This window comes from Mesorhizobium sp. INR15 (assembly GCF_015500075.1).
In the GTDB taxonomy this organism is placed as follows: Bacteria; Pseudomonadota; Alphaproteobacteria; order Rhizobiales; family Rhizobiaceae; genus Mesorhizobium.
Window position 1 is genome coordinate 3,093,056 of sequence record NZ_CP045496.1, and the last position, 19,708, is coordinate 3,112,763.

Genomic DNA, 19,708 nt, shown 5'->3' on the forward strand with positions numbered 1-19,708 from the left:
ATGGTGTGGTCGTCGTTTGGTGCAGAGCGTTGCGGAAACGGAACCGCTGATCTTGCTAGGAGACAACATATGTTTGCGGCCAAGGCCATCGACACCGCGGACAAGACCGCATTCTACCGCGATCTCGCCACCCAGCTGAAGGCGCTGCTCGACGGCGAGAGCGACTCGATCGCCAATGCCGCCAACACCGCGGCGCTGATCTTCCAGATGGTGCCCGACCTCAACTGGGCTGGCTTTTATTTCCTGCAATCCGACGCGGAAATGGTGCTCGGGCCGTTCCAGGGCAAACCGGCCTGCGTGCGCATCGCGGTCGGCAAGGGCGTGTGCGGAACCGCGATCGAGCTCGGCATGTCGATGCTGATCAAGGACGTGCACGATTTCCCCGGCCATATCGCCTGCGACGCCGCCTCGCGCTCGGAACTGGTCGTCCTGCTGGAGGACGATGACGGCGTCTTCGGCGTGCTCGATCTCGACAGCCCGACGCCGGGCCGCTTCGACAGCGACGACCAGGCCGGCATCGAGACGCTGGCGGCGATCTACGCGTCGTCGAGTTCCTTCGAGGACTGAACCTAGACCAGCTTCACCAGCATCAGGCTGAAGCAGCCGATGAAGAGGAAGGCGCAGAAGGCGAGGGCCAGCGGGCGCAGGCCGCGCGAGCGCAGTTGCGAAATGTCGGCCTGCAGGCCCATGGCGGCAAGGCCCATGGTGAGCATGATGGTGGTGGCGAGCACGATCGCGTGCTTCACTTCCGCCGGTACCGTGACGAGGCTGTTGAGCGCCACGACGGCAACGAAGGCCGCGACGAACCACGGCATCGGTGGCCGCGCGCCGGCCTGATCACCCGACTGGCCGCTGCTCCTGCCGCGCGCCGCCATCAGGCCGAGCGCGATGACCATCGGCGCCAGCATGGCGACGCGGGTCAGCTTGGCGACAGTGGCGATTTCGCCGGACTGAGCGCCGTTCTGGAAGCCGGCGCCGATCACTTGCGCGACCTCATGGATCGAGGCGCCGGCCCACAGGCCGAACGCGTGCTGGTCGAGGCCGAGCACCGGCGCCAGCAGCGGGAAGCCGAGCATGGCGATGGTTCCGAACAGGGTGATCGAGGCGACGGCATAGGTGACGTCCTCGTCACGCGCTTCGGTGACGATGTTGGTGGCGACGATGGCCGAGGCGCCGCAGATCGAGGTGCCGGCGGCAATCAGCTGCGCCAGCTTGGCGTCGACGCCGATCATCCGGCCGAGCGTGATGGTGAAGAGGAAGGTGGCGCCCAGCGTCGCCGCTACGATGCCGACGCCGCTGAAGCCGATCGACACGACCTGGCCGAGCGTCAGCTGGAAGCCAAGCAGCACGATGGCGAAGCGCAGCAGGCGCTTTTGCGAAAACGCGATGCCGGCCTTGGCGTGGGCGGGCGTGCCCAGCACGTTGGAGTAGATCATGCCGGCGACGACGGCCAGGATCATCGGGCTGAACAGGGCAAGGCCTGAGACATTGTGGGCCGAGAAAGCGACAGCCGTGATCATGGCGACGAGAATGACGCCGGGCACGATGCCGTTCCATACTGAATCGAGGCGCTTGCGGCCGGCGGCCAGATCGGCGGAAATCGTGCTTTTCGGAATATCGTTCGCGACGCGGGTCAGGGAAGACAATTCAATTCTCCAGGCGGGTACGCCTGGGGAATGCCATTCCTAGACTGATCTTTCCAACGAATTGTTTTGGTTAGAATGATCGATTTTTACGAACGATTGCAGGCGCCGCCCCTGATCCGCGTGCCGGCACCTTCTCCCGTATAGAGACGCGCAGAAGGGAGACGTTCCGACGTTGGCGATTGGCGAAGTCGCGACCGGCAACCGCTTGAATCTGAACGGGGCTCTGGGTCGTTAAAAAATTATCATTCAGTTACAATGGCTTACCTAACCAGGCAACGCGAGTAGCGGCGTTCCTGAGGCGCGGCTATTTTTCACCTTACGAAGATGAATCCAGGTGCGAGGTGAATGGATGTCGAACGAACAAGTGAACTGGCTTTTGAAGGTCATCCAACCCGAGCGGAGCCTGGCCTCACTGCCGGGAGGTGCCAATTTCGGCCAGGACGCTCATGCCGCTCTGCTCGGCCTTCCGGTCGAGGTCTACGCGGCGGAACTTGGCCGCTTGCAAAATGAGGCCTCGGAAGCGGCTGGCGCCCTGCTTGCCGACCAGGCCGTTGGATCAATGATCGATCGCCTGCCCCTTCGGAAAGGAGCCAAAATCGTGGTGTTTGGCGACAGCTTGACGTCTGACCCACAGTCCTGGGCGGTGATTCTGAGGGAAATGCTGGCAATGCGGCGCGGTGCCGAGGAGATTTCGCTAACCATCAGCGCGGTGGGAGGTGAGACGACCACTCACGGTCTCGTCCGGTTCGGCGAGATTGCCAATGCCCAGCCAGACTGGATCCTCTTCCTTTTCGGCACCAACGACGCACGCACGCAGGGCCCACACCCCACCAAGACACTCGTCCATCATGAGGAGACCGCGCGCAACGTTGCGGAGCTGCGCCAGCGCGTTTCCAGAGAGACCAAGGCCCGCTCCGTTTGGATCACTCCGCCGGCGGTCAATGAGTCGCAGGTCGCGGCGCATCCGGGCCTTGCCAGATTTGGGGTTCGGTTTCGCAACGACGATCTGGAGCGCGTCGCCAAGATTGTCCGCGACGGCGATGAGGCGGTCATCGATGTCTTCGCTGCGTTGGGCAGTCCGCCTGCTCTCGACCTCATGGTCGACGGTCTGCATTTCACCCTGGAAGGCCAGAAGCGGATGGCGCTCGAAGTGATCCGAGGCTGGAGCAAGCTCAAGTGAAACACCTCGTCATCGGCGCTACGGGAAACATTGGCGCTCGGGTAGCTCAGCGCCTCATTGTTTCCGGAGCCCGTCCATCCGTTTTCGTGCGCAGTGCGAAGAGAGCCAAAGCCCTTTTCGGCAACCATGTCGACATCCATACCGGCGACCTCGAAAACCCGGGTCCCGCGTTGGATACCGCGCTGCTTGGCGTAGACGGGGTGTTCCTCGTGACGGACGGACCGGATCTCGCGAAGCGGGATCGCGCGGTGTCCTTCGCTGCCAGCCGCGCCGGCGTACGGCACCTAGTCAAGCTCTCCACCCTGGACGTGCGAACCGGAATCGGCACCGGTCCGTGGCACGCACGCGGCGAGGATGCGGTTCGGGAAAGCGGTGTGGCGTTCACCTTTATTCATGCTGCCGGATTCATGTCCAACGCGCTCAGCTGGTCAGAGTCCATCCGCCGAGCGGGCGTGCTGCGATCGTCCACGGGTGGGGGCAAGATCGCATTCATCCATCCAGACGACGTCGCCGCCGTCGCCACAGTCTCGTTGACCACGCGCGACTACGACGGCCAGTCACTCGTGGTCACCGGCCCTGAGTCGCTGTCGTATGGGGAGATGGCGGCCACGATAGGGAGAGCCATCGGCAAGTCCGTCGGCTTCGAGGAAATATCCGACCGGCAGGCGCATGCAGGCACCGTCCAATGGGCCGGGGCAGGCCCCTATGTCGATGCCCTCGTGGACATCTGGCGCGCGGTGCGCGAGGGCCGGCTCGACACGGTGACCGACGGGGTAAAGTGGGTAACCGGGCGGGAACCAATCCCGTTCGGTCAGTGGGCCGCCGAGAACGCCGTGTCGTTTCAGTAGGGTTTCGGCGCACTGCCCTGAAAAGAATTCACGTAGACCAGTACGGCACGGATTGCCTCGCTCGCGGCGCCATCACGCGAAAGGTCTGCGCGCGCCTGGTGGGCCGCTCCGTGCACGAGCGATTCCACCATGCGTGGAAGGACAAAAAGCATTCGCCCCCTCTCGTCGAGGCTATACCGCTCCTGGTCGGCGCGTGACAGTGCCCACCCGAACGTGTGATGCAGTGCGTTCCTGAAGCCGGGAGCGCTCTCCGCAACCGCGCACGAAACAACCTCGTGCAGGTCCGCGAATTCCGCGTGGGCATTCACCAGGCCATGGACGAGTTCGCGCGTGAATTCCTCCAGTGGAGCCGAGGCGCAGGCGGCCGTCGTCTGTTCGATGACCTGCCGTACATCGTTGACGTGTCCGTCATGAAGGGCAGTGAAGATCGCGCGCTTGTCGGGGAAGTACTGATATAGCGACCCGATGCTGACACCGGCGGCCTCCGCGATGCGATTGGTGGTAATGGCCTCGACCCCGTGGCGTTTCACCACAAGCTGTACTGCCTCGAGCACGGCGTCCACGGTGTGCCGCGAACGTTGCTGCTTCGGCTCGCGCCGTGCAGGGGCTCTTTCGGTTGTCGTCATGCTGCCTTGCTGTGTGTGGTCACCGGGCGGAACCCCGGCACAGGACGATACCAGCGGCCACGCCCCCGGGCAACGCGCTACGCAATACCATGGTCGTCCGCTCGCTTCAGAGCAAGTTCGTGATCTTCGCACAGGAGATAGTTCCGCTCGCTGGCCAGCTCAGACGCCTAACGATCCTGTTGCGCCTCAACCCCCGGGATCAACAAACAGATATAGCGCCAACAGATGCGCCGCGCGCGTTCCAGATCCTGTTCCTCATATTCGCCGGCGCTCTGCCAGAAGAAGCCGTCGATCTGAGCGGCGATGCCGTCGACGATGTCGTCGACCTGATCCGCAGGCACCAGCCGTTTGACGGCATAGCGGATGTTGGAGACGAAGCGCGCGCCGGTCAGGTGGTAGAGATGCTTGATGCGCGGCTCGGTCTGCGCGGCGATCATGAACTGCATCCAGGTCACGGCGCGCTTGGGCACGCCGAGATGCTGTGGCGCGAACGAGCCGTCGACGATCGCCTTCAGGCGCTGCGCCGGGGTCGGATTGGCGGGCGCCAGCTTGAGGATGTCCTGGCGAAACAGGTTCGACAGGTTGCGCATGGCCAGCGCCAGCAGCTCTTCCTTGCTGTCGAAATAGTGGTTGACCAGGCCGGCCGACATGCCGGCGCGCCGGGCGATGACCGCCATGGTGGCGCCGGACATGCCTTCCTCGCCAACGGCGGCAATCGCGGCGTCCACCAGCTCGTCGCGGCGCATCGCCTTGATGGATCGTTTCGCCATTGCAATGCCTTCTCGTTTGTATATTGATTGGCCATTCAATATATCATATCGTCATTTAATCCAAGCCGGAGTTCACATGCCAAGCGTCGTCATTTCCGGGGTCAGAACGGTCGAAACCCATTGGATTCCGCTGGCGGATGGCCGCAAGCTGGCGGCCCGCCTGTTCCTGCCCGATGACGCCGAAGACAATCCCGTCCCGGTAATCCTCGAATACATACCGTATCGCCGCCGCGACGGCACGCGCACCGGCGACGACGAGATGCATCTTTTCTTCGCCGGCCATGGCTATGCCTGCGCCCGCGTCGACATTTCCGGCACCGGCGATTCCGACGGCTTGCTCGACGACGAATATGTCAAGCGCGAGCAGGATGATGGGCTGGAGATCCTGGCGCATCTGTGTGCACAATCCTGGTGCACTGGTGTCGCCGGCATGATCGGCATCAGCTGGGGCGGTTTCAGCGGGCTGCAGGTCGCCGCGCGCCGGCCGCCGCAGCTCAAGGCAATCATCACGGCCTGCTCTACCGACGACCGCTATGCCTGCGACGCGCATTACAATGGCGGGCTGGTGATCAATGACAATTTCGGCTGGGGTGGGGCGCTGTTCGGCTACTCGGCACTGCCGCCGGATCCGGCCATCGTCGGCGAGGATCGCTGGCGCCAGATGTGGAAAGCCCGCCTCGACGACCACAAGAACCATGCCGCCGAATGGCTGAAACACCAGCGCCGCGACGCGTTCTGGAAGCAGGGTTCGGTCTGCGAGGATTTTTCCGCGATCGAATGCGCCGTGCTGGCGGTCGGCGGCTATCTCGACGGTTATACGCAGACCATCTTCAACCTGGTGGAAAACCTCGAGGCGCCGGCCAAGGGGCTTTGCGGCCCGTGGGGCCACAAGGAGCCGAACAGCGGCATTCCCGGTCCGGCCATCGGCTATCTGCAGGAATGTATCCGCTGGTATGATCACTGGCTGAAAGGCATCGACAATGGCGCCGACCGCGATCCGGACATGCGCCTCTATCTGATGGATTACGCGAAGCCGCATTCGCATATCGGTGTCAGGCCGGGCCGCTGGCTGGGCTTTCCGCAATGGCCGGCAAAGCAGGTCGGCGCCAAGGCCTATTGGCTGAACGGGGACGGCAGGCTCGGCGAGACGCAAGGCGCCGGCGAGGCAAAGCTGACCATTTCCTCGCCGCTCACCACCGGCGTGCAGGGACAGGAATGGTGCCCTTATGGCCAGGGCCGGATTTCGGCCGAAGGCGCGCGCGACCAGCGGGCCGATGATGGCGGATCGCTGTGCTTCGACAGCGATGTGATGAGTTCGGAGCTTTCGCTTGCCGGCGTCTCGAAGATCAAGCTGCGCGTTGCCGCCGACAGGCCGCAGGCGCAGCTCTGCGTGCGATTGAACGATGTGGCGCCGGACGGCACGTCGGCCTTCATCACCTTCGCACTGCTCAATCTCGCGCACCGCCACAGCCATGAGTTCCCGACGCCGCTGACGCCGGGCCAGTTCGAGGATGTCGAGCTTGATTTCAAGCCGGTGGCACAAGTCATCCCTGTCGGGCACAGGCTGCGGGTGGCGATTTCCTCGTCCTACTGGCCGATGGCCTGGCCGTCGCCGGAGCGCACGGTGCTGAGCTTCGATCCGAGGGGATGCCGGCTCGATCTGGCGATGCTGGCCAGCGAGGAGGGCCTGGCGCCAATCGCTTTCGAGGAGGCGCTGTGGGCACAGCCGGGACCGGTGACGGTGAAGGAGCCGGCGCGCCAGCTGCGCTCGCTGTCGACCGACCTGCCGACCGAGCGCACCGAACTGACGGCGATGTCGGATGACGGCCGTTTCGTCTTCGAGGAGACGGGCACGGAAATCACCTCCTGGCGCCGCAAGATCTATGGCATTTCCGACGGTGATCCGGCGAGCTGTGTCACCCAGGTGACCTGCCACGAAGAGTTGACGCGTCCGGATTGGAACGCGCGCCTCGACTGCGAAATTACCATCAGCTGCGACCGCGAGAATTTCTATGCGCGTGGCTGGGTCAAGGCCTATGAGCGCGGCGCGATCTTCGCCGAGCGAACCTATGACGAGGTCATTCCACGCGACTGCATGTAACCAACAAAAAGGGGAACAAAAAATGCGCATGAAACTCGACCGCAGAACTTTCCTCGCCGGCTCGTCGGCCCTGGCGATCCTGCCCTATAGCAGGTTCGCATTCGCCGCCGACCGGACCAACCCGGTCATCGCGCTCGATGCCGATATCGGCAATCTCGACCCGGGCAACCGCGTCGGCACCACCGAAGGCAACATCATCCGCTCGGTCTGCCAGACGCTGGTGCGCTTCGAGCCGGGCAAGACCAGCTGGACCAACGACGCGGCCAAGGAGATCAAGCAGATTTCCGACACCGAATTCGACTTCGAACTCAACCCCGGCCAGATGTTCACCGGCGGCTATGGCGAGATGACGGCCGACGACGTCAAGTTCACCTATGACCGCTTCATCAACGGCGACAAGAGCGGCAAAAAGCTCGCCTATGCCGACGACATGGAAGCGCTGAAGGCGGTCGAAGTCACTGGCAAATACACCGGCAAGCTGACCCTGAAACATCCGTCGGCGGCGCTGTGGCTGATCGGCATCTGTGACGCCTCAGGCGCGATCCTGTCGAAGAAGGCTGTCGAAGAACTTGGCGAAAAGATCGCCACGACGCTGATCGGCTCCGGCCCGATGACGCTGAAGGAATGGCGCCCGAAGGAGCAGTTCGTGCTCGCAGCCAACCCGGATTACAAGGGGCCATACAAGGCGCATTTCGAGGAGATCACCGGCAAGATCATCCCCGAGCACAAGACATCCTTCCTGTCCTACCAGGCCAAGGAGCTCGACTTCACCGCCTTCGACGCTGACCAGCTCGACACCGCCAAGGGCCTGCCCGACACCAAGGTGATCGACATTCCGGGCGTCGACTACACCTGGATCGGCATGAACGTGCAGAAGGGCGATCTCGCCGATCTCAAGGTGCGCCAGGCGATCCGCTGGGCCATCGATGTCGACGCCATCATCCAGGGCGCTTATTCCGGTGCCACCTCGCGCGCCAAGACGCTGCTGGCGCCCGGCCTGCTCGGCAACTGGGCCGATGCGCCGCTCTATAACAGGGATGTCGCCAAGGCGCAGGCGCTGCTGGCCGAGACCGGCAAGACGGGGCTGACCTTCACCTTCACCTGCCTCAACGACGCGACGTCGCTGGCGGTCGCCCAGATCGCACAGGCCAACCTTGCCGAGGTCGGTATCACGCTGACCATCAATGCGATGGATTCCGGCGCCTACTGGGCTCTGGGCGCCGACGACGCGAGCAAGGATCTCGAACTGACGCTCGTCCCCTACACCTCGAAGTTCGACCCGAGCTTCCAGACGCAGTGGTTCCTCGCCAGCCAGATCGGCCTGTGGAACTGGCAGCGCTGGAACAGCCCGGAATTCGACAAGCTGCACCAGGAGGGGCTGGAGACACTGGACAAGGCCAAGCGCGAGGCGATCTATATCGACATGCAGAAGCTGCTCGATGAATCGGCCTCCTGCATCTGGATCACGCACGGCCGCAACTTCTTTGTTGACGCGGCATGGCTGAAGCCGATGTTCCTGCCCAATGGCAAGGACTGGCAGTTCGAGTTCTTTGATAAGGCGTGAGGGAAGGGGCCTTAGGTCCGAGTTGTCCAGGTTGCTGGACGTTGGCGCTGCCCCTCACCTGCCTGCCGGCATCCTCTCCCCGTATAGTGACGGGGAGAGGGACGCTGTGATCTCCGCTTCGCCAATTGTCGAAGGCGTTGCGGGCATTCCCTTCTCCCCGTCACTATACGGGGAGAAGGTGGCGGCAGCCGGATGAGGGGCAGCGCCAACCTTCGCGATTGACCCATCTCCAGATAGGTTGAAGCCATTGACCAACCTCCACCAACCGGGCCTGCTGGGTCCATGACCAGATCGCAACGCACCGCCGCTTTCATCGCAAGCCGTCTGGCGTCGGTGGTGCTGACCATCGCCGGCGCCACGCTGCTTCTGTTCCTGATGGTGCGCCTTGTGCCGGGCGACTTCACTTCGGTGATGCTCGGCCCAAGGGCGACACCGGAGCTTCGCGCCCAGATAACCCATGACATGGGGCTCGACCGCAGCCTGCCCGAACAGCTATGGCTGTTCGCCAGCCGCGCCGCGACCGGCGATTTCGGCGAGGATGTCGTCTCGCACCGGCCGATCCTCGACATCGTGCTCGATGTAATTCCAAACACGCTGGCGCTGGCCTTCAGTGCGCTGGTGCTGGCGCTGGTGGTCGGCATTCCGATCGGCGTCATCGCGGCGCTGAAGCCGGGCTCGTGGCTCGACAGTGGTCTGGCGCTTTTGTCGATTTCCTTCATCACCACGCCGACGCTGGTGGTGTCCGTCATCCTTTTCCTCGTCTTCGCCATCGGCCTGCACTGGCTGCCGGTGGCGGGCGCGGGCGCGCCCGGCGACATCGTGGACCGGCTGCAGCACCTGATCCTGCCAAGCGTTGCACTGGCGCTTGGCTGGGTGGGCTACATCTCGCGCCTCGTGCGTGCGTCCCTGCTCGACACGCTGGGGGAACTGCATGTGCGCACGCTGCGCGCCTATGGCGTCTCCGAATACCGCATTGTCGGCCTCTACGCGCTGAAACTGGCGCTGGTGCCGGTCGTCTCCATTCTCGGCATAGGGCTTGGCGACCTGATCGGCAGTTCGGTCGTCGTCGAGATCATCTTCGCCCGTTCCGGCATCGGCAGCCTGATCTTCAACTCCATCGCGCAGCGCAACTATCCGGTGGTGCAGGCCTGCGTGGTGTTCATCGTCGCCTTCTACATCGTCGCCAATCTCGTGGTCGACATGGTCAACGCCTTGCTCGATCCCCGCATCGCGGCGGGCCGCGGATGAACGGGCTGTTGGCGACGCTCAAACGCATCTGTTCGGAACGCGATGGCCGCCTCGGGCTGGCCTTCACGCTGGCCATCCTGGTGTTCGCGCTGGTCGGGCCGCTGGTCAGCCCCGATCCCAATGCCATCGACATCAAGGCCCGCTTTGCCGCACCTGGATTGGCGCATCTGCTGGGCACCGACAATCTCGGCCGCGACCTGTTGGCGCGCACCTCGGTCGGCACGCGCTATGCGCTCACGCTGGCCGTGCTGATCGTCGTCATCTCGTCGATCATCGGTTCGCTGATCGGCATTGTCGCCGGCATCGCGGGTGGCTGGGTCGACCGGGCGGTGACGGCTGTCTTCGACATCGTCAACGCCTTTCCGCCGCTGATCCTCGCCTTCGCGCTGATCGCGCTCTACGGCAAGGGTTCGGCCACCTTCGTGCTTCTGGTCACGGTCGTCTTCATTCCGCAGTTCGGCCGCATGGCGCGGGCGAGGGCGCAGACGCTGCGCAACCTGAGCTTCATCGAGGCCGAGCGCATGCTGGCTGTCCATCCCGTCACCATCGTCGTCAGGCACTATCTGCCCAATGTCGCGGGGCCGATCATCGTTCTGGCCAGCATGAACCTGCCCGTCGTGATCGCCTTCGAGGCTTCGCTGTCCTTTCTCGGCTTTGGCGTGCAGCCACCGAAATCCTCGCTGGGAACACTGATCAAGGACGGCTTCATCTCGATCAACCAATCCTGGTGGCCGACTGTCGCCGCCGCCCTGGTGCTGGCCATCGCCACGCTCGGCGCCACGCTGCTCGGCGAAGCGCTGCGGCGCGTCATCGATCCGAAGACGGCAGGGGTGCGCTGATGGCGATCTCGGTGCGCAACCTCAGCGTCGACTACAGCCTGCCGCAAGGCACCGCGCATGCGCTGCGTGGCGTCTCGCTGGACATAAAAAAGGGCGAGCTACTCGGGCTGGTCGGCGAATCCGGCAGCGGCAAATCGACCGTTGCCTTTGCGCTGATGGGCCTGCTTGCCAACAATGCCAAGGTCGTCTCGGGTACGGCGACCATCGACGGCAAGAGTTTCGACCTGACCCGGCGCAATGCGACGGCATCCCTGCGCGGCCGCGGCATGGCGATGATTTTTCAGGACCCGATGCTGTCGCTCAACCCGGTGTTCACCATCGGCACGCAGCTCTGCGAAGTGCTGCGCCGGCGCGCGCCCGGCAGCGACCGCAAGACGCGGGTCGAGACGGCGCAGGATGCGCTGGACAAGGTCAAGCTCAGCAACCCGAAACGGCGCATGGAGCAATATCCGCACGAACTGTCGGGCGGCATGCGCCAGCGCGTGGTGATCGCCATGGCGCTGCTGTCGGAACCCGCACTGCTGATCGCCGACGAACCGACGACAGCGCTGGATGTGACCGTCGAGGCGCAGATCATGCGCGAGATCATCGGGCTGCGCGACCGCATCGGCTGCGCCGTGCTTCTGATCACCCACAGCCTCGGCCTGGTCACCGAATATTGTGACGCGATCTCGGTGCTCTATGCCGGCGAACGGCTGGAAAGCGGCACGGTCAAAGAGGTGCAGCGCCAGCCCGGCCATCCCTATACCCGCATGCTGTTCGACTGCGAGGTGCCGATCGACCGCGAGCGCCATGCCGACGCGACGCAAAACCGCTTCACGGTCATATCTGGCGAGTTGCCGGACCCGTGCCGGCGTCCGCCCGGCTGCATCTTCAATGGCCGCTGCGATGTCTCCTTCGAGGATTGCGCGGCCATCAATCCGGGCGACTATGCGGTTGGAACCGATGCGGATCACAGCGCCCGCTGCCTGCGTCTGGCGGGTTCCTGATGGACGCGATCTCGATCAGCAATGCGCAGTTGCGTTTTGGCGAGACAGCGGCGCTCGACGGCGTCTCGCTGATCATTCCGCAAGGCACCTGTTTCGGCATTGTCGGTGAATCCGGCTCCGGCAAGACGACGCTGATGCGCGCCATTCTCGGCCTGCAGAAGCTCGATCAGGGCGACATCCGCATTCTCGGCAATCCGCTGGTGCACAGCCGCGCGGCGCTGAAGCAACGCGCCAGCTTCGTGCAGCCGATCTTCCAGGATCCGGCCGCTTCGCTGTCACCGCGCAGCCGCATCCGCACGCTGATGAACGAGGTCGGCACGGTGCTGCGCGAGCCGCACGCGGCGATGCATGAGCGGCTCGCCGTCATCCTGAACCGGCTCGGCCTGCCGCCCGGCGTCATCGACAAATATCCGCACGAGATCAGCGGCGGCCAGGCGCGGCGCGTGGCGATCGCCCGGGCGCTGCTGATGAAGCCGTCGATCCTGATCGCGGACGAGCCAACCGCCGGGCTCGATGTCTCCGTGCAAGGCGATCTGCTCAACCTGTTGCAGGACATCAGGCGCTCGGACAACATCACGCTGGTCGTCATCAGCCACAACCTGGCCATCGTGCGCCTGATCGCCGAGAACGCCGTCGTCATGCGCGCGGGCAAGGTGGTGGAGGGCGGCGAGGTCGGGGCGCTGTTCGGATCGCCGCGCGAGGCCTATACGCGCGAGTTGCTGGCGGCTTGGCCTGGTGTGACGCATGTGGCGGGGTGAGTAAGTTAGGAGTTTCGGGTTAATGCTCGTCGCAGCAAATGGCCGCAAGCCCGGTATTATGCTTGGCGCTCGGCAATCCTCGCCTCGAGCCTGCCTTTGATCCGGGCGAAAGCTGCATGCCCGTTGACAGCGTCGCCGCTTGACATGCCGACGTCCCAAAGCCGGCCCAGTTCGCGCACCATGCTTCCCGTCTCAGGAGCAAGAGTAGCGCTTACTTTCTCGACATTCGCCATGTGTGGGCTCCGATGTACAAGGTCGGCAAGTTTGTTAGCGGCTGCAAGAGCGATGGTATCATTTGCATGGGGCAATCGCTCCTTCATAATTTGTCGAGATCGCCAAATTTGGAATGCCAGCGCCGCCCCTCATTGCCCTGCCGGGCATTTCTCCCCGTATAGTGACGGGGAGAAAATAGCTGGCCGCAAGTTTGGCTTCCTTTTTGCAGCGCTGATCATTGGCGGACCGCCGATGAGAGCTGTCCCTCTCCCCGTCACTATACGGGGAGAGGATGCCGGCAGGCAGGTGAGGGGCGGCGCAAACCTCTGCAGAATAGCAATTCAAAACGCGAAGCGACTGCTCCTGACAGCAGGTATGATTCATGGGGCCTTTGCGTAGCGCTGCGATATCAGAGCTGCGCCGCGATCGCCGCCTTGTCGATGACCGACCAGACGTTCCTGATCCGGTCGTTCAGAAATTCATAAAACACGTTTTCGCTGAAGGAGACTTGTCTGCCGTTGATCGGGAGGTCGAAGAAGGTTCCCCTTGGCGTGCAATTGAACTGGATGCGGGTGGCGATGAAAGGCGGGTCGGCGATGAGCAGCTGGACGTCGAAATAGAGGTCCGGAATTTCGCGAAAATCCCTCTCCAGCATGGCGCGGTAGCCTGACAGCCCGACCCGGTCGCCATTGTAGTGCACATCGTCATGGACGAAGCGATGCAGGTGTTCCCAGTCCTGGTTGTTGAGGCAGTCGATATAGCCCCGGTAGAGATCGGTTTCGGTCACGGCGATGGCTCCAGGGGCGGGATCATGTTCCGTGGAAGATAGGACGGTCGCGGATCGCGTCCAGATGAATTAGGCCCGATAACGCAAGGCATCGACCAGCAGCGAAAAGGCGGGCGTCGCTTGCCGGCGGCTCGGATAGTAGAGGTGGTAGCCGGGGAAGGGCGGACACCAGTCGGCCAGAACGCGGATCAGCCGGCCATCGGCGAGTTCCCGGCTCACCTGGTCCTCGGGCAGGTAGGCGAGGCCGAACCCGGCCAGCACCGCCTTCAGGCGCAGGCCGATGTTGTTGAACACCAGCTGGCCCTCGACGCGCACGTTGAGCTCGCGGCCATCCTTCTCGAATTCCCAGACATAGAGCCCGCCATAGGTCGGCAGGCGCAGGTTGATGCAGTCATGCGCCATCAGGTCCTGCGGCATTGCCGGCCGCTTGTGCCTTTCGAAATAGGAGGGCGCGCCGACCAGGGCCATGCGCATGTCAGGCCCGATACGCACGGCGATCATATCCCGCGCCACCTGTTCGCCAAGCCGTACTCCGGCGTCGTAGCGTTCGGCGACAATATCGGTCAGGCCGTAGTCGATGATGATCTCGACCTTGATGTCGGGATAGTCCGGCAGCAGCCGGGCGATGGCCGGCCACAGGATCGTCTCGGCGGAGTGTTCGCCCGCCGTGATGCGGATGGTGCCGGTGGGTTTTTCGCGCAACGCGCTGAGCGCGGTGAGTTCGGTCTCGATCTCGTCGAGCCGGGGACCGACCGTGCGCATCAGCCGCTCGCCCGCCTCGGTCGGCGAGACGCTGCGCGTGGTGCGGGTCAAGAGCCGGAGGCCCAGCCGCTCCTCCAGCGCCCGGATCGTGTGGCTGAGCGCGGACTGGGAGACGCCGAGCTGTGCCGCCTTGGTGAAGCTGCGCTCGCGCGCCACGGCGAGAAAGGCGATAAGCTCGTTGAGGTTTTCCCGAGGCATTTATGAAACATCCTCATAAGTACATGCCGGATATAGCAGCTAATCGCGGATAATTGCAGGCCCTAGATAGAGAGCATCAAAGTGGGGCGCTGATTGCCCGGCGCTGCGAAAGGAAATAAAATCATGGATATCAAGCGAAGCGGCTCGCAGCCATCCGCCAAGGGTCCCGCCGACTATTTCACCGGATCGGTGCGCGTTGATGCACCTTTCAAGGGCAGCGATGCCGCCCGTGTCGGCGGCGCCACCGTTACCTTCGAGCCCGGCGCACGCACCGCCTGGCACACGCATCCGCTCGGCCAGACATTGATTGTTCTGTCCGGTGCCGGGCTGGTCCAGCGCGAAGGGGGGCAGATCGAACAAATCCGCCCCGGCGACATTGTCTGGTTCCCACCGGGCGAAAAGCATTGGCACGGAGCAGCTCCGACCACGGCGATGAGCCACATCGCCATTGCCGAGGCACTTGATGGTAAAGTCGTCGACTGGATGGAGAAGGTTACCGACGAACAATACGCGGTTTGATGCAAGGCGTCATTTCCGACCTGCCGTCTCAACAAAGGAAACCATCATGACCGACACACCGTCCGCCCCCAAGAATCCCTTCTCCGATATTGCTCCCGCGCTCGGCAAATATACCGATGAGGTGCTTTTCGGCGATGTCTGGAAGCGCCCCGGACTCTCGCCGCGCGACCGTAGCCTCGTCACCGTCACCAGTCTGATTTCGGGATACCGGATCAACGAAATGCCGTTCCACATCAAGCGAGCGCTCGAGAATGGAGTAACTCGCGATGAACTGATCGAAACCATCACGCACCTGGCGTTCTACGCCGGATGGCCGGCGGCAAGCACGGCGCTCGGCATTGCCCGCAAGGTCTTCGAGCAGGCCGACGCCGAGCAGAAGGGATAATGACAATGCAAAAACGCGCACTTGGACGTAGCGGGCTCGAAGTCTCGGCCCTGTCGCTGGGTTGCATGGGCTACAGCAGTGAAGCCCGCGAACTTCGCGACAAGGCCGACATGATCAAACTCATTCGGGATGCGGTCGAGCGCGGCGTCGACTTCTTCGACACCGCCGAAGCCTATGGTCCCTTCACCAATGAGGAGATGGTGGGTGAGGCACTGGCGCCGGTGCGCGAGCAGGTGGTGATCGCCAGCAAGTTCGGCTGGGAGATCGACGCCGATACCGGCGTGCATCATGGTGGCGTCAACAGCAAGCCGGCTCACATCAGGACCGCCGTCGAGGGCATGCTGCGGCGCTTGCGTGTCGACCAGATAGACCTGCTCTACCAGCACCGCGTTGACCCGGACGTTCCCATGGAGGACGTGGCCGGGGCCGTGAAGGAGTTGATCGGCCAGGGCAAGGTCAAGCATTTCGGCATGTCGGAGGCGAGCCCGGAGTCCATCCGCCGCGCGCACGCGGTCCAGCCGGTCTCGGTGTTGCAGAGCGAGTATTCGCTGTGGACCCGCGAGCCCGAGGCGGAAATCCTGCCGGTGCTGGAGGAACTCGGCATCGGCTTCGTGCCGTTCAGTCCGCTGGGCAAGGGTTTCCTGACCGGCAAGATCGATGTTGGCACGACCTTTGACAGTTCCGACTTCCGCAACTCCATCCCGCGCTTCTCGCTTGAGGCGCGCCGGGCCAATCAGGCGCTTGTCGATCTGATACGCGGCGTCAGCGAACGGCATGCGGCCACCCCGGCGCAGGTCGCCCTAGCCTGGCTGCTGGCGAAAAAGCCGTGGATCGTGCCCTTGTTCGGCACGCGAAAGCTTGAACGGCTTGAGGAAAACCTTGGCGCACTCACCGTTCGGCTCAGCGCCGAGGACGTGAGTGAGATTGAAAACGGCTCGTCGCGGATCGGCGTCCAAGGGGCGCGTTACCCTGAAGAGATGATGCGGCGGTCGGGTCTTTGACCCTGACAAGTCAGGTACGGAAAGAAATACCATGTCCACCACTGTTGATGCGCGGCCGGCGTCGTCGCTTGCCGGCTCGCTTTTGCCGCTTTTGGCCGCCGTTGCGGTCGTATTCCTGATCACGGGCGTCGCACTGCCGGCTTTGCCGCTGCATGTGCACCAGCGGCTTGGGTTTGGTACGTTCGTGGTGGGGCTGGTCGCCGGCGCGCAGTTCACGGCATCGCTCGTCTCCCGCATCTGGGCAGGCCTTTATTCCGATACACGAGGCGCCAAGCGCGCGGTTATCGCCGGGCTGATCATGGCGACCGCGGCCGGGTTGCTTTACCTGTCATCGCTGTTGGTGATCGCCACGCCAGTCCTGTCCGTCGCTATCCTGATCCTTGGCCGGGCGGTGCTTGGCGGCGCCGAGAGCTTCATCATCACTGGCGCGCAAAGCTGGGGCCTGGCAGTCGCCAATTCCGGCAGCGCTGGCAAGGTCATCTCATGGATGGGCACGGCAATGTATGTCGCGCTGGCGGTCGGCGCACCGCTTGGAACGATGCTCTTCGGTCGATACGGCTTTGCGGCCATCGGCCTCGCGACCACAATCGTCCCCATAGCTACTCTGGCGCTGGTCCTGCCTCTCAGGGGCGTGGAGCCAAAACCCCAGGCCAAGCGCCCCTTTGCCGCCGTGGCAAAGGCAGTCTGGTTGCCGGGCCTTGCGCTGTCATTTGGAAGTCTCGGCTTTGGCGCGATGACCTCGTTTGCAATTCTGCTGTTCGTCGATCGCGGCTGGCAGCCGGCCTGGGCATCGTTCACGGCCTTTGCACTTGCCTTCATCATGGCGCGGCTTGTCCTCGGCCATCTCGCGGACAGGATCGGCGGCGCAAAGGTGGCTCTGGTCTTCGTGCTTGTCGAAGCCGTCGGCCAATGCCTGATCTGGGCCGCGCCCTCAGCGTGGCTCGGGTTCGTGGGAGCCGTGCTGACAGGGTTTGGCTTCTCGCTCGTCTACCCCGCACTTGGACTGGAGGCCGTGCGCCGCGCACCGCCGGAAAGCCGAGGCCTGGCCATGGGCGTCTACACCGCGTTCCTCGATGTCTCGATGGGTATTCTGAGCCCTCTATTGGGCTTGATTGGAAGCATTGCCGGGCTCGGCGCGGTCTTCCTTTCCAGTTTCATCCTTTTGCTGTGCACGGTCCCGCTCGCGGTCTGGCTGCTCATCCATCCCATTTCACCCAATCGACAAGGAGAAAATCATGACTGAGAACATCAAGGGCAAGGTCGTCGTTATCACCGGCGCCAGCAGCGGGCTGGGCGAGGCGGCCGCACGCCTGCTTGCCAAAGAGGGCGCGAAACTGGTGCTGGGCGCGCGGCGCCTCGACCGGTTGCAGGCGCTGGCCACGGAGCTTTCGCTGGACAGTGACGCGGTCATGCGGACCGATGTGAGCAAGGCGGACGAGGTCAAGCGGCTGGTCGATCATGCGGTCAAGACACATGGCCGTGTCGACGTGATCATCAACAATGCCGGCCTGATGCCGAGTTCGCTTCTCGAACATCTGCATGTCGAGGAATGGGATCGGATGATCGACGTCAACATCAAGGGCGTGCTCTACGGCATCGCCGCCGTGATGCCGCATATGAAAGCGCAGAAAAGCGGCCATATCATCAATGTGTCGTCGGTCGCCGGCCACAAGGTCGGGCCGGGCAGCGCGGTCTATGCCGCGACCAAGCACGCGGTGCGCGTCATCTCGGAAGGGCTGCGCCAGGAAGTGAAACCGCACAACATCCGCACCACCATCATCTCGCCAGGTGCTGTGGCGACAGAGCTGCCCGACACGATTACCGACGCGGCTGTTGGCGCGGGCGTTCGCGCGCTTTATGAACGGGTGGCCATCCCGGCTGACGCTTTTGCCAGGGCTGTCGTGTTTGCCATGAGCCAGCCCGAGAATGTCGACATCAACGAAATCCTGTTCCGCCCCACGGCGCAGGAATATTGATTGGGAATGCTGAAATGCCTCACGTCATCGTCAAGCTCTACGCGGGCAGGTCCGAACAGCATAAGGCAGGGATAGCCGAGGCCGTCACCAAGGCCATCATGGAAAGCGCGGGCAGCGCGGAGCGTTCGATTTCCGTCAGTGTCGAAGACATCCAGCCGGAAGAGTGGGTCGAGCAGGTGTATCGGCCAGACATCATGGAAAAGATGGATCTGGTCTACAAAAAGCCCGGTTATGACCCGCTCTGAGCGATGGCGGGCCGCTTGACGCGACACCGTTCCTGCGCCAGCTTGACGCCATGTTCATCTTTCCGTCCGCAGCCGCCCAGCGACGCCGCCGCGATGTATCGCGAGGCGGGACGCTGACCATGCGGCGACGAAGACCGGCACAATAAAGACCGGTTTGTTCTTTCCCAGCCCCGCCCGCGAAAAGCCGCCGGCGGGGTTTTCATGTCTGGAGCCTGTAGATGACCACCAATTCTTCCATTCAATTTCGGCGGGCCGACGCGGCGGATGCCGCGGCCATCACTGACATCGTGCGCGCGGCCTATGCCAAATGGGTGCCGGTGATCGGCCGCGAGCCGCTACCGATGCGCACCGATTACGACAAGGCCGTCGCCGGGCATCCATTCGACCTCGCCGTCGAGGGCGGCGTGATCCTGGGCATGATCGAAACCATGCTGGAAGACGATCATCTGTGGATCGAGAATGTCTGCGTGGCGCCACGCGCGCAGGGCAGGGGCATCGGCAGGCTGCTTCTGGAGCGGGCCGAGCGCAAGGCGATCGAGGCGAGGCGTCCGGAACTGCGCCTGCTGACCAATGGCGCTTTCGAGGCCAATGTGTCGCTCTACAGGAAGCTTGGCTATGTCATCGATCGCGAAGAGCCGTTCATGAACGGCACGACGGTCTATATGAGCAAGCGGCTGATAGGCTGATCCGGGCGGCGGCTGGATGCTGATCGTTGTGTCCTTCGGCCAGAGCGTAAACGCTTCGAAAGCAGGACTCTACGGCGCCCCCCTCTGTCCTGCCGGACATCTCCCCCACAAGGAGGGAGATTGGCGGTTTTGCCGCCGGCTTTCCTTCTGCGACGTTGGAGATCGGTGAAGGCCGCAATCATAGCCGATCTCCCCCCAAATGAGGGAGATGTCCGGCAGGACAGAGGGGGGCGCGAAGGAATGAGGCGGCGGTTTTTCCCCGCTTCGGACAAGTATCGTGGCCTGCCCCGGTAGGACGGCAGCACATCGCGCATTCTGGCTCAATGACTGGCGCGCTGGCTTAACGCTTTCGGGGGTTGCGTTTGAC

At 63.3% G+C, this 19,708-nt stretch carries 22 protein-coding genes; 16 read left to right on the top strand and 6 right to left on the bottom strand.

The window, feature by feature from the left end:
* Window positions 1-69: 69 nt before the first annotated feature.
* Entirely contained in the window at window positions 70-567 is a 498-nt protein-coding gene (locus GA829_RS15010; RefSeq protein WP_195179233.1) for a GAF domain-containing protein, read from the top strand.
* Between the two features lie 2 nt (window positions 568-569).
* On the opposite strand, the gene GA829_RS15015 is transcribed toward GA829_RS15010, so the two are convergent.
* Entirely contained in the window at window positions 570-1,646 is a 1,077-nt protein-coding gene (locus GA829_RS15015; protein WP_195179234.1) for a YeiH family protein, read from the bottom strand.
* A gap of 559 nt (window positions 1,647-2,205) precedes the next feature.
* On the opposite strand from GA829_RS15015, the gene GA829_RS15020 reads away from it, so the two are divergent.
* Both GA829_RS15020 and GA829_RS15025 read left to right on the top strand, forming a co-directional pair.
* Window positions 2,206-2,826, top strand: a complete 621-nt coding sequence (locus GA829_RS15020) for an SGNH/GDSL hydrolase family protein (protein WP_258052298.1) — start codon at window positions 2,206-2,208, stop codon at window positions 2,824-2,826.
* Complete coding sequence (locus GA829_RS15025) at window positions 2,823-3,674, top strand: NAD(P)H-binding protein (RefSeq protein ID WP_195179236.1); 852 nt, start codon at window positions 2,823-2,825, stop codon at window positions 3,672-3,674. The genes GA829_RS15020 and GA829_RS15025 overlap by 4 nt, the downstream gene beginning before the upstream one ends.
* On the opposite strand, the gene GA829_RS15030 is transcribed toward GA829_RS15025, so the two are convergent.
* Window positions 3,668-4,300 carry a TetR/AcrR family transcriptional regulator gene (locus GA829_RS15030; protein ID WP_195179237.1) on the bottom strand — a complete coding sequence of 211 codons (633 nt, stop codon included), beginning with the start codon at window positions 4,298-4,300 and terminating at the stop codon, window positions 3,668-3,670. The genes GA829_RS15025 and GA829_RS15030 overlap by 7 nt on opposite strands.
* A 167-nt stretch (window positions 4,301-4,467) precedes the next feature.
* On the bottom strand, window positions 4,468-5,070 hold the full coding sequence (gene betI, locus GA829_RS15035) for a transcriptional regulator BetI (RefSeq protein ID WP_195179238.1): 603 nt from the start codon (window positions 5,068-5,070) through the stop codon (window positions 4,468-4,470).
* A 76-nt stretch (window positions 5,071-5,146) separates the two neighbouring features.
* Here betI and GA829_RS15040 point away from each other — a divergent pair, with 76 nt between their 5' ends.
* From GA829_RS15040 to GA829_RS15065, 6 genes are all read left to right on the top strand, one after another.
* Window positions 5,147-7,171 (top strand): CocE/NonD family hydrolase, encoded by a 2,025-nt coding sequence (locus tag GA829_RS15040; protein ID WP_195179239.1) that lies wholly within the window; start codon window positions 5,147-5,149, stop codon window positions 7,169-7,171.
* A gap of 22 nt (window positions 7,172-7,193) precedes the next feature.
* Window positions 7,194-8,735 carry an ABC transporter substrate-binding protein gene (locus tag GA829_RS15045; protein ID WP_195179240.1) on the top strand — a complete coding sequence of 514 codons (1,542 nt, stop codon included), beginning with the start codon at window positions 7,194-7,196 and terminating at the stop codon, window positions 8,733-8,735.
* A 282-nt stretch (window positions 8,736-9,017) separates the two neighbouring features.
* A complete protein-coding gene (locus GA829_RS15050) occupies window positions 9,018-9,983 on the top strand; it encodes an ABC transporter permease (RefSeq protein WP_195179241.1) in 966 nt (321 codons plus the stop codon).
* Complete coding sequence (locus GA829_RS15055) at window positions 9,980-10,822, top strand: ABC transporter permease (RefSeq protein ID WP_195179242.1); 843 nt, start codon at window positions 9,980-9,982, stop codon at window positions 10,820-10,822. The genes GA829_RS15050 and GA829_RS15055 overlap by 4 nt, the downstream gene beginning before the upstream one ends.
* Complete coding sequence (locus tag GA829_RS15060; RefSeq protein WP_195179243.1) at window positions 10,822-11,811, top strand: ABC transporter ATP-binding protein; 990 nt, start codon at window positions 10,822-10,824, stop codon at window positions 11,809-11,811. Before GA829_RS15055 ends, GA829_RS15060 begins: the two co-directional genes overlap by 1 nt.
* The gene (locus tag GA829_RS15065) at window positions 11,811-12,569 is read left to right on the top strand and encodes an ABC transporter ATP-binding protein (protein ID WP_195179244.1); all 759 of its coding nucleotides are present in this window, start codon (window positions 11,811-11,813) and stop codon (window positions 12,567-12,569) included. Before GA829_RS15060 ends, GA829_RS15065 begins: the two co-directional genes overlap by 1 nt.
* A 56-nt stretch (window positions 12,570-12,625) precedes the next feature.
* Here the strand turns inward: GA829_RS15065 and GA829_RS15070 are convergent, their stop codons facing one another.
* The 3 genes from GA829_RS15070 to GA829_RS15080 form a co-directional block, all read right to left on the bottom strand.
* A complete protein-coding gene (locus GA829_RS15070; RefSeq protein WP_195179245.1) occupies window positions 12,626-12,802 on the bottom strand; it encodes a hypothetical protein in 177 nt (58 codons plus the stop codon).
* Between the two features lie 389 nt (window positions 12,803-13,191).
* Window positions 13,192-13,569: an ester cyclase gene (locus tag GA829_RS15075; protein WP_195179246.1), complete on the bottom strand. Its 378-nt coding sequence runs from the start codon at window positions 13,567-13,569 to the stop codon at window positions 13,192-13,194.
* A gap of 69 nt (window positions 13,570-13,638) precedes the next feature.
* Window positions 13,639-14,529, bottom strand: coding sequence for a LysR family transcriptional regulator (locus GA829_RS15080; protein ID WP_195179247.1), 891 nt, complete (start codon window positions 14,527-14,529; stop codon window positions 13,639-13,641).
* Between the two features lie 123 nt (window positions 14,530-14,652).
* Here GA829_RS15080 and GA829_RS15085 point away from each other — a divergent pair, with 123 nt between their 5' ends.
* The 7 genes from GA829_RS15085 (at window position 14,653) to GA829_RS15115 (ending at window position 19,341) form a co-directional block, all read left to right on the top strand.
* A complete protein-coding gene (locus GA829_RS15085) occupies window positions 14,653-15,048 on the top strand; it encodes a (R)-mandelonitrile lyase (protein WP_195179248.1) in 396 nt (131 codons plus the stop codon).
* 46 nt (window positions 15,049-15,094) lie between these two features.
* Window positions 15,095-15,433, top strand: coding sequence for a carboxymuconolactone decarboxylase family protein (locus GA829_RS15090; RefSeq protein ID WP_195179249.1), 339 nt, complete (start codon window positions 15,095-15,097; stop codon window positions 15,431-15,433).
* A gap of 5 nt (window positions 15,434-15,438) precedes the next feature.
* Window positions 15,439-16,434: an aldo/keto reductase gene (locus tag GA829_RS15095; protein ID WP_195179250.1), complete on the top strand. Its 996-nt coding sequence runs from the start codon at window positions 15,439-15,441 to the stop codon at window positions 16,432-16,434.
* A 31-nt stretch (window positions 16,435-16,465) separates the two neighbouring features.
* Window positions 16,466-17,677 carry an arabinose transporter gene (locus GA829_RS15100; RefSeq protein WP_195179251.1) on the top strand — a complete coding sequence of 404 codons (1,212 nt, stop codon included), beginning with the start codon at window positions 16,466-16,468 and terminating at the stop codon, window positions 17,675-17,677.
* Window positions 17,670-18,410 carry an SDR family oxidoreductase gene (locus tag GA829_RS15105; RefSeq protein ID WP_195179252.1) on the top strand — a complete coding sequence of 247 codons (741 nt, stop codon included), beginning with the start codon at window positions 17,670-17,672 and terminating at the stop codon, window positions 18,408-18,410. Before GA829_RS15100 ends, GA829_RS15105 begins: the two co-directional genes overlap by 8 nt.
* A gap of 14 nt (window positions 18,411-18,424) precedes the next feature.
* Window positions 18,425-18,655: a tautomerase family protein gene (locus GA829_RS15110; protein ID WP_195179253.1), complete on the top strand. Its 231-nt coding sequence runs from the start codon at window positions 18,425-18,427 to the stop codon at window positions 18,653-18,655.
* Between the two features lie 218 nt (window positions 18,656-18,873).
* On the top strand, window positions 18,874-19,341 hold the full coding sequence (locus tag GA829_RS15115; protein WP_195179254.1) for a GNAT family N-acetyltransferase: 468 nt from the start codon (window positions 18,874-18,876) through the stop codon (window positions 19,339-19,341).
* The last annotated feature ends 367 nt before the right edge of the window (window positions 19,342-19,708 follow it).